General features: G+C 72.2%; 11 protein-coding genes. 5 read left to right on the top strand and 6 right to left on the bottom strand.

Annotated elements, in window-relative coordinates:
* Positions 1 to 141: 141 nt before the first annotated feature.
* Complete coding sequence (locus AC07AB_RS25270; RefSeq protein WP_478570826.1) at positions 142 to 984, bottom strand: hypothetical protein; 843 nt, start codon at positions 982 to 984, stop codon at positions 142 to 144.
* Between the two features lie 130 nt (positions 985 to 1,114).
* Here AC07AB_RS25270 and AC07AB_RS25265 point away from each other — a divergent pair, with 130 nt between their 5' ends.
* A complete protein-coding gene (locus AC07AB_RS25265; RefSeq protein WP_478570823.1) occupies positions 1,115 to 1,897 on the top strand; it encodes an SDR family oxidoreductase in 783 nt (260 codons plus the stop codon).
* Positions 1,898 to 2,302: 405 nt separating this feature from the next.
* Positions 2,303 to 3,853: a sodium:solute symporter family protein gene (locus AC07AB_RS25260; RefSeq protein WP_478570820.1), complete on the top strand. Its 1,551-nt coding sequence runs from the start codon at positions 2,303 to 2,305 to the stop codon at positions 3,851 to 3,853.
* Between the two features lie 202 nt (positions 3,854 to 4,055).
* Here AC07AB_RS25260 and AC07AB_RS25255 read toward each other — a convergent pair whose 3' ends face one another.
* Positions 4,056 to 5,174: an ADP-ribosylglycohydrolase family protein gene (locus tag AC07AB_RS25255; protein WP_478570817.1), complete on the bottom strand. Its 1,119-nt coding sequence runs from the start codon at positions 5,172 to 5,174 to the stop codon at positions 4,056 to 4,058.
* A 219-nt stretch (positions 5,175 to 5,393) separates the two neighbouring features.
* On the opposite strand from AC07AB_RS25255, the gene AC07AB_RS25250 reads away from it, so the two are divergent.
* A complete protein-coding gene (locus tag AC07AB_RS25250) occupies positions 5,394 to 5,651 on the top strand; it encodes a hypothetical protein (protein ID WP_478570814.1) in 258 nt (85 codons plus the stop codon).
* Positions 5,652 to 5,690: 39 nt separating this feature from the next.
* Here the strand turns inward: AC07AB_RS25250 and AC07AB_RS25245 are convergent, their stop codons facing one another.
* From AC07AB_RS25245 to AC07AB_RS25230, 4 genes are all read right to left on the bottom strand, one after another.
* Entirely contained in the window at positions 5,691 to 6,854 is a 1,164-nt protein-coding gene (locus tag AC07AB_RS25245) for a hypothetical protein (RefSeq protein ID WP_478570811.1), read from the bottom strand.
* A gap of 342 nt (positions 6,855 to 7,196) precedes the next feature.
* On the bottom strand, positions 7,197 to 8,195 hold the full coding sequence (locus AC07AB_RS25240; RefSeq protein ID WP_478570808.1) for a DUF8017 domain-containing protein: 999 nt from the start codon (positions 8,193 to 8,195) through the stop codon (positions 7,197 to 7,199).
* A 267-nt stretch (positions 8,196 to 8,462) separates the two neighbouring features.
* A complete protein-coding gene (locus AC07AB_RS25235) occupies positions 8,463 to 11,063 on the bottom strand; it encodes a bifunctional FO biosynthesis protein CofGH (protein WP_478570805.1) in 2,601 nt (866 codons plus the stop codon).
* A 163-nt stretch (positions 11,064 to 11,226) separates the two neighbouring features.
* Positions 11,227 to 12,087, bottom strand: a complete 861-nt coding sequence (locus AC07AB_RS25230; RefSeq protein WP_478570802.1) for a TIGR03619 family F420-dependent LLM class oxidoreductase — start codon at positions 12,085 to 12,087, stop codon at positions 11,227 to 11,229.
* 277 nt (positions 12,088 to 12,364) lie between these two features.
* Between AC07AB_RS25230 and AC07AB_RS25225 the strand changes: the two genes are divergently transcribed.
* Positions 12,365 to 13,879 carry a CehA/McbA family metallohydrolase gene (locus tag AC07AB_RS25225; RefSeq protein ID WP_478570799.1) on the top strand — a complete coding sequence of 505 codons (1,515 nt, stop codon included), beginning with the start codon at positions 12,365 to 12,367 and terminating at the stop codon, positions 13,877 to 13,879.
* Positions 13,876 to 15,555, top strand: a complete 1,680-nt coding sequence (locus AC07AB_RS25220; RefSeq protein WP_478570797.1) for a glycosyltransferase family 39 protein — start codon at positions 13,876 to 13,878, stop codon at positions 15,553 to 15,555. Before AC07AB_RS25225 ends, AC07AB_RS25220 begins: the two co-directional genes overlap by 4 nt.
* Positions 15,556 to 15,660 lie beyond the last annotated feature (105 nt).

Below are 15,660 nucleotides of genomic sequence, written 5' to 3'. Positions count from 1 at the left end.
GCTTGCCCTCCTCCCCGGCTGGGTGGGTTCCCTCCGTGGGTGACTCCGTGTTGGTGGCCTTATTTCCTCGCCCCCCCCCCCCCCCCCCCCGCGGCCCCCCCCCCCCCCCCCCCCCCGGGGCGGGGCCCGTACGGCATACGGCTACCGGAGCTGGTCCACGTAGCGGTCCGTACCGGGAACCGTCGGTATGAAGGGCGCGACCAGTTCCACCCGGGCACCGAGCCCGGCCGCCGCCACCTCGGCGCCCAGCCCGTCGAAGAGCCCGGCCCAGCAATCGCGCGGGTCGCGCTCCAGGAACCACAGCAGGGTCAGCCGGGTGTCGACGCCCTCGACCTGCTTCACGTACGACATGCGGTCGCCGGGCAGTGGAGTCGGCCGGAAGACGGTCGCCATCGCGGCCGGTGAGCCCGCCAGCCGCTTGGGCAGGTGGTCGGCGGTCAGCCACTGGAGGAGCCCGGCCCGCTGCCCGGGCTCGGCCGTGTCGATGACCTCCATGACGAGCCCGGCGTACGGATGGTCGAGCGCGTGGAAGTCCCGCGGACCGTCCGCGCCGTCCCGGTACACGGTCGCCTCGTGGTCCTGGAAGGCCGTGAAGACGTGCGTACGGTCCTGGTGCACGCGGCCGTCGCGGTTCAGCCGCTTGTTGATGCCGACGGTCCACCGCATGTGGTCGTCGTAGCGGCCCTCGGTGATCCAGTAGGTGGAGAGATAGCAGCCGGCGGTGACGGGGTTCGCGACGGCCGATTCGCGCGGGTGGCGCAGGAGCTGGAGATCGCGGGTGGCGACCCAGCGGCGGCCCGCGTAGATCCAGGGCATCGCCATCGCCCCGGCGATGTAGTGGTCGTCCTCGTACCAGCGGTTGTAGGCGTGTTCGTGGCCCGGGTGGGGCTCGACCATGGTGATCAGCGCGTGCCCGGGGCGCACGCCGTACGGGCCGGTGGAGGCGAGCCGTCCGTAGAGCTCGCTGTCGGTGTCATCTGTCATGGCACAGCTATAGCTGATGCTGCGTCAGATGAGGATGGTCGTCACACCTCTCACGCCCTCTGCCATTCTCCCTCCGGAACCTTTAACCTGACTGCCCGTCATATCGTGTGTCGCGAGTCGGGAGGCACCCATGCCACTGAGCGGGAAGTCCGTCGTGATCTGCGGCGTCGGCGCCGGCCTCGGACATCAGGTGGCGGCGGCGTGCGTACGCGACGGGGCCGGTGTCACACTCGGCGCGCGCACCGAGTCCCAACTGGCCAAATGCGCCGACGAACTGGACCCGGACGGCTTGCGCAGCGCCTGGCTGGCGACGGACGTGGCGGACGAGGAGCAGTGCGCGGCCCTCGCGGCGCTCGCCGTCGAGCGGTTCGGCACCCTTGACGCCCTCGTCCATGTCGCGGCCCTGGACAGCCACTTCGGCGGACTGGAGGACGCAGACTTCGACGCCTGGAAGCGCGTGCTCGACGTGAACCTGCTCGGCGCGCTGCGCATGACCCGCGCCTGCCTGCCCGCCCTGAAGGAGCGCGGCGGCTCGGTCGTGCTGATCGGCACCCAGTCCTCGGTCGCGGCCCCCACCGAGGTACGGCAGGCCGCCTACGCCGCCTCGAAGGGCGCGCTCGTGTCGGCCATGTACTCGCTCGCCCGCGAGCTGGGCCCGCACCGGATACGGGTGAACACCGTGCAGCCCGGCTGGATGTGGGGTCCGCCGGTACGCGCGTACGTGGAGTACGCCGCACTGGACGAGGGCGTCCCGGAGTCCGACGTGCTGCGCCGGCTGGCCGACCGCATGGCGCTGCCGGAGCTGGCGACGGACGGGGACGTGGCGGAGGCCGCGGTCTTCCTGGCCTCCGACCGGGCGCGCGCGATCACCGGCCAGTCGCTGCTGGTCAACGCCGGTGAATTGATGCGCTGACCGCTGGTGGCGGACAGCCGTCGAGGGCCGCGCGGTCCACGCGCAGCCGCACCCCTCCCCCTCCTCTCCACGCTTCCGGCCGCACCGGATCCCGCGTCCCGTACGGCACCGCCGCATGCCCGGCCGACTGACGGATCACCACTGATGACGGATTGCCACTGACGAAGTGCCCGCCCATCGTGTGGCCGGGGTCACGTTCGGGACAACGCCCCAGAAGGTCAAGAACGAGCAAAATCGTTCTGCTTTCTGACCTGCGTTCACATCCCTGACCGTGAACACCCTTGACCGGCCGCCCGAACAAGCGGTTCAATCCCGGAAGCCCCCCGCTCCCGTACGGGGGCGCCGCCTCAACGGACGTACTGACGAAGCGCGTTCCCGTTCACAAGGCGGACCCCTGGAGGGGGCATGAACAGTTTCGACTGGGCCGTACTCGTCGGATACTTCGGCGTGATGGTCGCGATCGGCGTCTGGTCCCACAAGCGCGTGGGCGACGTGAGCGACTTCTTCACCGCCGGCGGCAAGATGCCGTGGTGGCTCTCCGGCATCTCGCACCACATGTCCGGCTACAGCGCCGTGATGTTCACCGGTTACGCGGGCATCTCCTATACGTACGGCATCACTTCCTTCGTCACCTGGTCGCTCCCGATCGCCGTCGGCATCGCCATCGGCGCCAATCTCTTCGCGCCCCGCCTCAACCGGCTGCGCTCACGGCTGCACGTCGCCTCGCCGCTCGAATACCTCAAGAACCGCTACAACCTGCCCACCCAGCAGGCGCTCGCCTGGTCGGGCATGCTGCTGAAGATCGTGGACGTGGGCGCCAAATGGGCCGCCATCGCGACCCTGCTGTCCGTCTTCACCGGGGCCTCCCTCAACCAGGGGATCGTCGTCACCGGCGTCATCACGGCCGTCTACTGCACGGTCGGCGGCCTGTGGGCGGACGCGCTGACGGAACTGGGGCAGTTCATCATCCAGTTGCTGGCCGGGGTGGCGATGCTCGTCACCGTGCTGAGCAAGCTCGGCGGGGTGAGCGCGCTGTGGAACGTATGGGACAAGCTCCCGGCGGGCCACACGCACCCGACCGCCGGCCCGTACACGGTGACGTTCCTCCTCGCGTACCTCTTCATCAAGACCTTCGAGTACAACGGCGGCATGTGGAACCAGGCGCAGCGCTACATGGCCACCTCCAGTGCCCGCGAGGCCAGGCGCTCCGCCTGGCTGTCGGCGACCCTGTGGCTCGTCTGGCCGGTGGTCCTCTTCTTCCCGATGTGGGTGGCGCCGCTCCTGGTGCACACCAAGAAGCCGGACGCCTCGGACTCCTACGCGCTGCTCACCGAACAGCTCCTGCCGCACGGCCTGCTGGGCCTGGTCGTCGTCGGCTTCTTCTCCCACACGATGGCCATGTGCTCCTCCGACGCCAACGCCATCGCCGCCGTCTTCACCCGCGATATCGCGCCCGTGCTCTCCCGCAGGGCGCGGCAGTGGACGTCGCGGAGCGGTCTGATCGCGGCGCGCGTGACCACGGTGGCGTTCCTGGCGCTGTCCATGGCCATCGCCACCCAGGTCAACTCGCCCGCCTTCAAGGACATCATCACCATCGTCATCAAGTGGGTGGCCGGGCTGATGGGCCCGATCGCGATCCCCTTCATGCTGGGGCTCCTGCGCCCGTTCCGTAAATCCGGCCCGACCGCGGCCCTGATCAGCTGGGCCGTGGGCCTCTTCGGCTTCTGGCTGACGAACTACGGCATCGACGGCCTCTCGCTCCAGGTGCAGATCGTGACCCCGGTGGCGACCTCGCTGGTCCTCTTCATCCTCATCGGCTTCATCAGGCCGGAGGACACCCCGGAGCGCGACGCCGTCATCGAGAAGATCAACACCGACGACGACGCCGGAGCCGCGGCGACCGCTACGCCCGAACAGGACCGTGTGGACCGCACGGTGGCGACGGCGTCGGAATAGCCCGCCGTGGGGCGGGCCGCCCTGGGAGGGCAGTCCGCCCAGGGCGGCTCCGCTTCCCCTCACGCTGCCGCCGGCCGACGGGCAAGACGCTCGGCTGGGACGCGTCGATCCGCGCTGGACCACCACGACCGGTGGCGGCCGGCAGCCGGGCCGGGTCGCCCGGGGCGGACGGGACGGCCCGTACGTACGTACGCGAGTTGCCCTACGCGCGCGGGTACCGCTCCAGCCACGCCGGGGTCGAACCCGCCGGGCCGTGCAGCGCCGCGCCCTGCGTCATCTCCATCGCGAAGTCGTCCGCCAGCTCCAGCACCGTGGCCCGGCCCTCCAGCTCCGCGAGCCAGCTCGGCGGGAGCGCCGTCTCGCCGTGCATGGCCCCGAGGAGGTTGCCGCAGATGGAGCCCGTGGAGTCGGAATCGCCGCCGTGGTTGACGGCCAGCAGCAGCCCATGGCGTACGTCCTCGGCGACCAGCGCGCAGTAGAGGCCCATCGACAGCGCCTCCTCGGCCGTCCATCCCTCGCCCAGCGACTCGACGCGCTCCGGCGAGGGCAGCCCCTGCCGTACGGCCCCCAGCGCCTGCTTGAGCGCCTCCGTCGTCTCCTCGTGGCCGGGGCGCGCGGCGAGCAGGGCCAGCGCCCGCTGCACCGCACCGTCCAGCGACTCGCCGCGCGCCAGGCCGTGCATGATGACGGCGAAGGCGCCCGCCGCCAGATAGCCGGTGGGGTGCCCGTGGGTCTGCGCGCCGCATTCGACGGCGAGCTGGAAGACCAGCTCCGGCTCCCAGCCGACCAGCAGCCCGAACGGCGCGGACCGCATCACGGCCCCGCACCCCTTCGAGTCCGGGTTCTTCGGCTGCTCCACCGTCCCCATCGTCTCGTCGCCGAGCCCCGACAGGCAGGCGCGGCCGGGCGCGCGCTGCGCGTACAGCCACTCCTCGCGGGCGAGCCAGCCCGCGTCCGGCTTGCGCTCGTCGGGCCCCCAGTCGCACTGGGTGGCCGCCCACCGCAGGTAGGCGCGGTGCACGTCGGTCGGCGGGTGCCAGGCACCCGTGTCGCGCCGCACCTGGGCCCGGATCAGCCCGTCCACCGTGAAGAGCGTCATCTGGGTGTCATCGGTGACGGCGCCGCGCCGCCCGTACGCCGGTACGTAGTCGGTGACGCCCTCCGTGCCGTGCTTCGCGCGGATGTCGGCCAGGGAGTTGAACTCGATGCCCGCGCCCAGGGCGTCCCCGATCGCACCGCCGAGCAGCGCGCCGCGCACCCGGCTGCGGAAGTCCTGCTGCTCGACGCGGCCCCATATGGCAGTCGCTGCGCTCGTGCTCACGCCTTCGCCTCCTTGCGTCGGCCTCGTTCCGCCGGCCTGGTTCTGGTGGCCTGGTCCCGTCGGCCATGGCCAGCCGTACGACGTACGTCCGGCACTTGTCAGGTACCGAACCGGCTCAGCACTTTAACGGACCGCCGACGTTCGCTTCCGGCCGATCCGCGCTACGGGCGACAGCGCGCCCGGACGATCAGCGGGCCCTCATGTGGGCATGCTCTGGGTATGTCCGACTCGTTCGAGAGTGACCGCATCACCATGGCCGTCGTCGCCTGCGCCCTGGCGGACGACAGCGACGGCGCGGTGGAGCTCCTGCTGCCGCTGGACGCCCGCGATGTCTCCCGGATCGCGGTCCGGCTGGCCGCGATGGCCGCCGACGCCCTCATCTCGGCGACTCAGGAGAACGGCGGCGACCGAGAGGAAGCCCTGGCGCGCTGGCAGCAGTGCATCCTGCAACACGAGACGGAGAACGAGGGGGGATAGCGGGCCTCGGGTGGCGGTCGGCACCGGGGCGCTCCCGCGTCACTGGGAGCGGGCCCGGCTTTCGCGCATGGCGCTGCGGATGCCGTCCGCGCGCCGGTGCACATAGGCGTTGACGCGTTCCAGCGCCTCCTGGTCCAGGCCGGCCGAATCCACGGCCGCCTGGTTCAGGAGGGCCTTGTCCGGGAGCGATTCCACCCAGCGCGAGAACGCCTTGCCCGCGACGGCCTTGCCCGAAGCGGCCTTGCCCGCGACCGCCTTGCCCAAAGCCGCCTTGCCCGCGACCGCCTTACCACCTGGTGCCGGATGGCCGCCCGCCACCGCCCGGCCATCCGGCACTGCCGGACCGCCGCCGACCACCCCGTCCCGCACCGGCGGAGGCGTGCCCTCCACTCCCCCGTAGCAGCTCTCGCACACGCCGCCCGCCAGCGCGTCCACCCGGCCGGGGAGTCGGCAGACGACACACTCAAGGATCAACGGCGTACGGCGGGGCATCTCTCGTACGGGTGGCATCTTCATCTCGATGCGCTTTTCGAGAAACCGCCTGGGTGCGGCCACATCAGGGGGCAGCCCCGACACCATCTGCGTCGTGAAGTACACGCCGGACAGATCGCGCCGGAGCCACTCCTCCACCAGCGGCTGGAGCACCCGGCATTCGGCGGCGGAGAGCATCAGCCGGCGGTCCTCCTGGCCGAGCCGCGCCAGCAGCCCGTACGCGCGCTGCGCCCGTGGCACGGTCTCCACGACCACCTCGGCGACGGGAACGCTCTCCGCCTCGGGGACGAACTCGGGCCGGGCCTGCGGCTCCTGCCAGCCGTCCATGTCCTGCCCGCGCTGGTAGGCCGCCCACCACGCGTCGCTGCGCGGCACCCGTGAGAAGTACGTGCGGGTGACGTGCTTCCCGCCCTCCAAGCGCTCCGTGAACCGCCTCAGATGCCCCTCCAGCGCCAGCCGCCGCAGCGCCGTGCCGAGGGCGCACTGCCCGTAGTCGAGCTGCGCGGCCAGCGCCTTGATGGAGATGCAGGTGCCGTCGGGCACCCGGTCGATGTACGAGGCGATGGCCGCCTCTCGCCTGGGCAGGTGCGAGAAGTCGTCGGCTCGGCGAGGGCCTTGGCCGGAAATGGTGCGTTTGCCGAAACCGACCGCCGCCATCCGGGGGCGGAGGTCCGTCGCGGACTCGTTGGCGCTAAAGTCTGGGGAAGCCATGGGGATCCCATCTAGATCTCTCGTGGACAGACCCCCGACAGGCGCGCCAACGCCTCCGGGGGTCGCTTTCTTGAGCGCACCGTACACGCTCGCAGCTCTCCGTGGCGACTCGATCACTCGAAGTCATCTCTCCTGGCCCGACGCCCACTTGGGGTAGGGAAGGAGGGTTATCTTCCCTCACCGTTCCAATGGGATCGCTCGGATCCCGAGCACCGGATCCCGCGCCTTGAGTTCCGGTCGCGAGCAGGGGCGACAGCACCGATACCGGCTGCGGCGCCGCCGGGCGCGGTCGCCGTCGGCCGCCCGCTCCGGGACGGTCGCTCCGGAGCAGGTGAGCGGCGGTCAGGGGGCGGTCGGGCGGACCGTTTCCATGATTTTGGCGATCTGGTCCTTGGCCAGGGCGTTGGGAACGCCCTGGTCCGCGTAGATCACCCAACCGTGCAAGCTGCCGTCCGGCAGCTTCTGGGCGATGCTGTGCACGACGGCGGTGGCCGGTACGCACGTGCTCGCGCGGTTGGCGATGGTGACCTCGGCGGTGGCGGTGTAACCGTCGATGCCGTTGTGCTTCCAGGGCTTGGCGGGGCCCACCTTCACCTTCGGCTTATTGCCGGGGCCGCCATAGGCGGCGAAGCCCCAGTTCCCGGCCCAGTTGCGGGCGTTCTCGGGGAGGGTGCCCTGCTTGCCGCCGCCCGTGGTGCCGACGGTGGCGAGCTGGCCCTTTCCCGCCTCACCGATCGCCTTGGGGTTCGCGGACGAGGCGCAGCCGCCCTGGCGGTAGTTGGCGGTGCCGGTCATCACGACGATCGGCCTGCCCTGTTCGTCGTTGTAGGAGATGGCCGTCTCCGGCGCGATGGTCTGCCACTTCTCGGCCTTGCCGGGCACGTCGTAGCGGAAGTGGTGCTGATCGTAGGTCTGCGTCTGCCAGCCCGTGACCATCGGCTTCCCGTCGGGAACATCGGCGGGGTCGCCCGACGGCGCGCCCGACGGGCCCTTACCGCCGGGCGGGGCCTGGGAGGCGGACGACTTCGGCTTGTCCTTGGCCTCATCGGACTTCTTGTCGTCGCCGCCGCTGGTCAGCAGGAACACCCCGGCGCCGATGACCGCGAGCGCCACCACCGCGCCGACGGCCGCGAGCAGGCCCTTCTTGCTGTTACGGCCGGGCGGCGGAGACCCGGGACCCGGACCACCGGGGCCGAGGCCGCCGGGGCCGCCAGGGCCGTACGCGGGGCCGCCGGGGCCGGGGCCCGGATGACCGTACGCCGGTCCGCCGGGGCCAGGAGCGCCGGTCCCCTGGCCCCCGTACGCCGGAGCGCCCGGCCCGACCGGAGCACTCGGCCCCACCGGGGCACCAGGGGCACCCGGGGCACCCGCGCCGGGACCGCCTCCCGCACCGCCCGGCGGCCCCCACGCGGGCGGCGGGCCGAATCCTTGCGGCTGCTGCGGAGGCTGAGGCGGCTGCGAAGGCTGTTGCGGCGGTTGTTGTGGGTGCTGCTGTGGGTTCTGGGGCTGATCGGGCTGTTGAGGGTTCTGCGGCCAAGACATCCGCACACCTTATGCACCCATCGGTTTCCGGCCAGTTGGTGACCGGCAACGGAACCGTAACCGCCGCTAATCCCCCAGCACCGGCAGCAGCTCCGGCAAGTGGCCGTCGGAGGCGTGCGCCGCCGTCTGCCGCTCCTCGGGCACCTCCCCATAGGTCGTCGTACGGACGCGGGACGGGCGGCCCGCGGCGTCGGCGATGGCGACGAGGTCCTGGATCGAGCGGTACGAACCGTAGGAGGAACCGGCCATCCGGGAGATGGTCTCCTCCATCAGCGTGCCGCCGAGGTCGTTCGCGCCGGAGCGCAGCATCTCGGCCGCGCCCTCCGCGCCGAGCTTGACCCAGCTGGTCTGGATGTTGGTGATGTGCGGGTGCAGCAGGACCCGGGCCATGGCCGTGACCGCGCGGTTGTCGCGGGTGGTGGGTCCGGGGCGGGCGATGCCCGCGAGGTAGACGGGGGCGTTGGTGTGGATGAAGGGGAGGGTGACGAACTCGGTGAAACCGCCCGTCTCCCGCTGGATTTCCGCCAGCGTCCGGAAGTGCCCCAGCCAGTGGCGCGGCTGGTCCACATGCCCGTACATCATCGTGGAGGACGAGCGGATGCCCAGCTCATGCGCTGTTTTGACGACCTCTATCCACGTGGCGGCGGGCAGCTTGCCCTTGGTCAGGATCCAGCGGACCTCGTCGTCCAGGATCTCGGCGGCGGTGCCGGGGATGGAGTCGAGGCCCGCCTCCTTGGCCGCGGCCAACCACTCGCGGATCGACATGCCGGTGCGGCTCGCGCCGTTGACGATCTCCATCGGGGAGAAGGCGTGGACGTGCATGCCCGGCACGCGCTCCTTCACCGCCCGCGCGATGTCGAAGTAGGCGGTGCCCGGCAGGTCCGGGTGGATGCCGCCCTGCATGCAGACCTCGGTCGCGCCGACCTCCCACGCCTGCTCGGCGCGGTCGGCGACCTGCGAGAGGGAGAGGGTGTACGCGTCGGCGTCGGTGCGGCGCTGGGCGAAGGCGCAGAACCGGCAGCCGGTGTAGCAGACGTTGGTGAAGTTGATGTTGCGGGTGACGATGTAGGTGACCTCGTCGCCGACGGTCGCGCGCCGCAGGTCGTCGGCGATGCGGCAGAGCGCGTCCAGCGCCGGGCCGTCGGCGTGCAGCAGCGCCAGCGCCTCGTCGTCGGTGAGCCGGGTCGGGTCGTCGGCGGCGACCGACAGCGCGGAGCGCACATCGGCGTCGATGCGGGAGGGGACCATGCCGGGCGCCGCCGCCTCGCGCAGCGCCTCCCAGTCGCCGTACACATCGTCGAAGTCGTCGCGCCGGTCGCTGGTGCGGCCCTCGGTGTCGATGGTGTGGTGCAGGTCCGTACGGCCGGAGGCGCCCAGCGAGAAGCCCTCGTCGGGCTCCTGCCACGGGTGGCCCTCCACCACCGCGTCCGGGCGGGCGAGGCCCGTCTCGGGGTCCGCCAGCGCCCGCACGTGCGGCAGCAGCCGCGGGTCCAGCCAGGGCTCGCCGCGCTGGATGAACTCGGGGTAGACCGCGAGCCGTTCGCGCAGCTCGAAGCCGACGGCGGCGGAGCGCTCGGCGAGCTCGTCGATCCGCGGCCAGGGGCGCTCGGGGTTGACGTGGTCGACGGTGAGCGGCGAGACGCCGCCCCAGTCGTCGATGCCGGCCTCGATGAGCAGCGCGTACTCGGAGTCCACCAGGTTCGGCGGGGCCTGGAGGCAGGCGGCGGGGCCCATGATGTGCCGGGCGACCGCGACGGTGGCGACCAGGTCCGCCAGCTCGGCGTCCGGCATGCCACGCATCGCGGTGTCCGGCTTGGCGCGGAAGTTCTGGATGATCAGTTCCTGGATGCCGTGGTAGGCGCGGGCCGTCTTGCGCAGCGCGAAGAGGGATTCGGCGCGCTCCTCGTACGTCTCCCCGATGCCGATCAGGAGGCCGCTCGTGAACGGCACGTTGGAGCGGCCGGCGTCCTCCAGGACGCGCAGCCGGACGGCCGGCTCCTTGTCCGGCGAGCCGTAGTGCGGCCCGCCGGGCTCGGACCACAGGCGGGTGGCGGTGGTCTCCAGCATCATGCCCATGGAGGGGGCGACGGGCTTGAGCCGCTGGAGGTCGGTCCAGGACATGACGCCGGGGTTGAGGTGCGGCAGGAGCCCGGTCTCCTCCAGGATGCGGATGGCCATGGCCCGTACGTACGCGATGGTGTCGTCGTACCCCTCGGCCTCCAGCCACTCGCGCGCCTCGGGCCAGCGGTCCTCGGGCTTGTCGCCGAGCGTGATCAGCGCTTCCTTGCAGCCCAGTTCGGCGCCGCGGCGAGCGATGTCGAGGACCTCGTCGGGGGACATGAACATCCCGTGTCCCGCGCGGCGCAGCTTGCCGGGGACGGTGACGAAGGTGCAGTAGTGGCATTTGTCGCGGCAGAGCCGGGTGAGCGGGATGAAGACGCTGCGCGAGTACGTGATGACGCCGGGGCGGCCCGCGGCCTGGAGGCCGGCGTCGCGCACCCGGCCCGCGGAGGCGGTGAGGTCCTTCAGGTCCGCGCCGCGCGCCTGAAGCAGCACGGCGGCCTCGGTGACGTCCAGGGCCACCCCGTCCCGGGCCCGTTTGAGCGCACGACGCATGGCGTTGGCGGTCGGTGCGGCCTGGTCGGGTACCTGCGCGCTCGAAGTCATCCCTTGAGGATACGAGCGAGCACTGACAGGGCGGCGGCGACGGGCGTGCCGTTTGTGTGGAGCTGATCACGTCAGGCGGAGGCGCCCTCCAGGTATGGGAGGGCGCGGTTCCGGCCGGGCGCGAACCGTACGGATTCCCCAGGCCGCGCCCGCCCCGCGAACGTCACAGATACCGCGCGTACTCGTCCAGTGTCCGCAGCACCTCCGCCTCGCCCTCCGCGGGCAGTTGCAGCACGGCCTCGGCCACCCCCAGATCCCGGTAGCGCGCCAGCTTCCCCTCCGACGGCAGCACCGCGTACGGCACGACCTGCGGCCCCTCCCCCTCGCGCCCCGCGTCCCGCCACGCCTGCCGCAGCGTCGGCAGCGTCTCCGCCAGACCGCCGCCGCCCATGGGCAGCCAGCCGTCCGCGTACTCCGCGATATGCGCGAAGAGCTTCGGCCCGGCCGCGCCGCCGATCAGCGTCCGCGGCCCGGTCAGCGGCTTGGCCCCGGCACGTACGCGCGGCGCGGTCGCCGGCTTGGGGTGCGCGAAACTGGCCCGTACGGACGCGAACTCACCCTCGTAACCCTCCGGTTCCGCGGCCCACAGCGCCCTCATGAGCGCCATCCGGTCCCGCGTCAGCTCCCGGCGGGTGGACCACTCCACTCCGTGGTCGGCGGCCTCCTCCACGTTCCAGCCGTATCCGACGCCGAGCGTGAAACGGCCGCCGGAGAGGAAGTCGAGGGTGGCCGCCTGCTTGGCCAGGTCGATGGGGTCGTGCTGGGCGACCAGCGCGACCCCGGTGCCCAGGGTGAGCCGTTCGGTGACCGCGGCGGCCTGGCCGAGGGCGACGAACGGGTCGAGGGAGCGCCCGTATTCGCGCGGAAGCGGCTCCCCCATGGGGGCCGGGGTGTCGCGGCTGACGGGTATATGGGTGTGCTCGGGGAGATAGAGACCGGAGAAACCGCGCTGCTCCAGCTCGCGCGCGAGCCGTACCGGGCTGATCGTCTCATCGGTCAGGAAAATCGTGGTGGCGATCCGCACTGAAACACCTCCGTCACAGGGGGAACGGCAGCCATGGGCGCCGCGTTCACGGTACGCCCGAGGAACGCACGGAAGACCTGTCCCGGACACCCGGCCGCCACACCACCGGAGACCGGCCGGCGGCGTCCGGTCACCCGGACCACGCGCCCCCCTCCGGATGGCAACTCGCCGTCCCGGGCCCGTTCCCCCGCGCGCCACCCGGGCGTACAACGGTGTCCTCGCGACACTTCCGGCGCCGCCCGACCCGGGCCGGCGCGGTCCGACGCAAGGGGCCCGTATGCAACGGCGCGACGTTCTCAAGCTCGCGGCTATCGCGGGCGCCACCGGCGCAATTACGCTCGATCCCGTGAAGTTCGCCCAAGCCGCCGACCGCGCCCCCGGCGCCGACGAGGTCCGCCGCGTGACCGGTCATCTGCCGACCGGCGCACCCGATTTCGTCTATCTGCCCGTCGAGGTGCCGCCCGGCGTCCGCGAGCTCGCCGTGTCCTATACATACGACAAACCCGCCGTGCCGCCCGGCACCCAGGGCAACGCCTGCGACATCGGCATCTTCGACGAGCGCGGCACGGCGCTCGGCGGGCGCGGCTTCCGCGGCTGGTCGGGCGGCGCGCGCACGGAATTCGCGATCAGCGCTACCGAGGCGACCCCGGGCTACCTCCCCGGGCCGGTACGGGCGGGCACCTGGCACGTCGCGCTCGGCCCGTACACCGTCGCGCCGACGGGCCTGGAGTACAGCGTGACGATCACGCTGCGGTACGGGCCGACAGGTGACACCCCCGAACAGGTTTATCCGCCGCAGCGCGCTAAAGGGCGCGGCCGAACGTGGTACCGGGGCGACAACCATCTGCACAGCGTCTACTCGGACGGCAAGCGCACCCCCGCCGAGATCGCCGCGGCGGCCCGCGCGGCGGGCCTCGACTGGATCACGACCACCGAGCACAACACCACCTCCGCGCACGGCGCCTGGCAGGGCCTGTGGGGTGACGACCTGCTGATCCTCACCGGCGAGGAGATCACCACGCGCAATGGCCACGTCGTGGCGCTGGGCACCGAGCCCGGCGCCTTCATCGACTGGCGCTACCGCGCCCGCGACAACGCGTTCGGCCGCTTCGCCCGCCAGATCCGGCAGGCCGGCGGCCTGGTCGTACCCGCCCATCCGCACGCGACCTGCATCGGCTGCGGCTGGAAGTTCGGCTTCAACGACGCCGACGCGGTGGAGGTCTGGAACGGCCCCTTCACCCCCGACGACGAGGTCTCCATCGCCGAGTGGGACAACACCCTCGTCGCCTCGGTCCGCCACCGCCGGCCGTGGCTGCCCGCCATGGGCAACAGCGACGCCCACCGCGAACCCGACGCCGTCGGCCTCCCGCAGACGGTGGTCCTCGCCGACGACCTCTCCCGTACGGCCATCCAGGAGGGCATCCGGGCGGGCCGCAGCTGGATCTGCGAGTCATCGAAAGTCGACCTGAAACTCACGGCGACGGGCGGCCGGGGCGCCCACGCGGGCATCGGCGGACGCCTGGAGGTCGGCCACGACACCGAGATCACCGTGCGCCTCGATGTCTCGGGCGCACCCGGCTGCACCGCTGCCTTCGTCACCGACCAGGGCCAACTCTTCACCGCCCCGCTGCCCGATTCCGGCTCGGGCACGGTGGAGTGGCGGACCACGGCCTCGTACGCGGCGTACGTACGGGCCGAGGTGCGCCATGCCCCGGCGGACGGCGGCGCGTCCGGGCTGCCCGGCGCGATGGCGGCGCTGACGAACCCGATCTTCCTCGGCCGGGAGGAGTGAGCGCCCGGGAGGAGACGGCGGTCGACACGGAAGTGCCGGACGGCGCGGGGCCGGCGGCGGACAACACAGACAGCACAGACAGCACGGAACAGAAGAACGGCGAGCGGGTGCCTCTCAGCACGGAACAGACGCAGGACGAGGGGCTCGGGCTCGTAGTCCTCGCGCGGGAACCGCTGCCCGGTGTGCCCGCCCAGGCCGCCGGGGCCAGGCGGGGCAGCGCGCCCACAGGGCCGGTCCGCGCCCGGCTCCTGCGGGGCCTGCCGCCGGCCCTGGTGTCGCTGCTCGTCCTGGCCGTCTGCCTGTGGGGCATCGGGCAGCGGCCGCTGGACCACGACGAGTACGCGGCGTGGTGGGCGGCGACGCTCCCGCACGCCGACCTGTCGCGGCTGCTGCACCACACCGACGCCCTGCTGGCCCCGTACTACCTCTTCACGCACGGCTGGATCGCCCTGGCGGGCGACTCCGCCACCGCGCTCCGGCTCCCGTCCGCCCTCGCCATGGGGGCGGTCGGCGGCCTGACCGTACTGCTGGGACGGCGGCTGTTCGACGCCCGTACGGGAGTGGTCGCGGGCGTCCTGCTCGCGCTGACGCCGAGTGTCGCGCGGTACGGGCAGGAGGCTCGCCCGTACGCCTTCGCGGCGCTGTTCGCGGTAGCCGCGACCTGGGCGCTGCTACGGGCCCTGGACCGGCCGGGGCCGGTCCGTTGGCTGCTGTACGGGGTCGGCACGGCGCTGGCCGTCCTCTCCCATCCGGCAGCGGCGGCGGTGCTTCCCGCGCACTGGGCGCTCGCGCGGGCGGGCCGCCGGACGGGGGCGTGGGCGGTGTCGGCGTGCTGCGCCCTGCTGCCCGTACTGCCGCTGGTGGCGCTCGGCGTGAACGGCGGTCAGACCGGGCAGGTCGGCTGGAACGCCACCGGATGGCGGGGCATCGTCGCGATGCCGTATCTGCTCTTCGGCTCGCCGGTGGTGGCGGCGGTGGCGCTGAGCTGCGCGCTGGTGGCCCTGGTCGCGGGCCGCGAACGGATCGGACCGCTCGTCTGGTGGGCGCTGCTGCCACTGCCCGTCACGGCGCTGACCACCGGCGAGCTCCACCTCTCCCAGCAGCACTATCTGCTCTTCACCCTCCCCGCCTGGGCGCTGCTGGCGGCGTACGGGGCGGTACGGATACTCGGCCCGCACATCACCCGCCGCCGCTCGACGGCCGCCGTCGCGGTGGCACTGGTACCGCTGCTGGCGGCGTGCTCGGCACTCGACCACACCCACCACGTGGTCCGCCGCCACCCGGGCGAACCGGACTTCCGACGGGCGGCAACCATGGTCATGGACCGGTCACGCCCCGGCGACGGCCTGGCCTACAGCGGCAACGGCACCGAGCCGCGGGCCATCGCATACGAGCTGCGCCACCTGACCCCCCGCGCCCTCCCGGCAGACGTCTTCACCGGCCACTCCGCCCGCCGCCTGGGCCGCTACGCCCCCGACGACTGCCGGGACCCGGAGCCCTGCGCACAGGACTTCCACCGCATCTGGGTGGTATCGACGGACCGCAGCGGGGACGGCACGGACAGCATGCCGTCACGAACGGAAGACCTCCTGTGGGACCGCTACCGCCCGGCGCGGGTGGAATGGTTCGCGAACGTACGGGTGGTGCTGCTGGTACGGGCATCGAAGCGGGCGTAGGGCGACGGGGGGCCTCCCTGGCCGTCATCGGCCCGTACGGCATTCGAGAAGGGGTGCCCGTGGTCGGGATGGGCTGGGCTGGGCTCCGAAGACTGCTGCGGCAAG

Source organism: Streptomyces sp. NPDC044033 (assembly GCF_056434425.1).
This window is presented reverse-complemented; position numbering and strand designations above follow the sequence as displayed.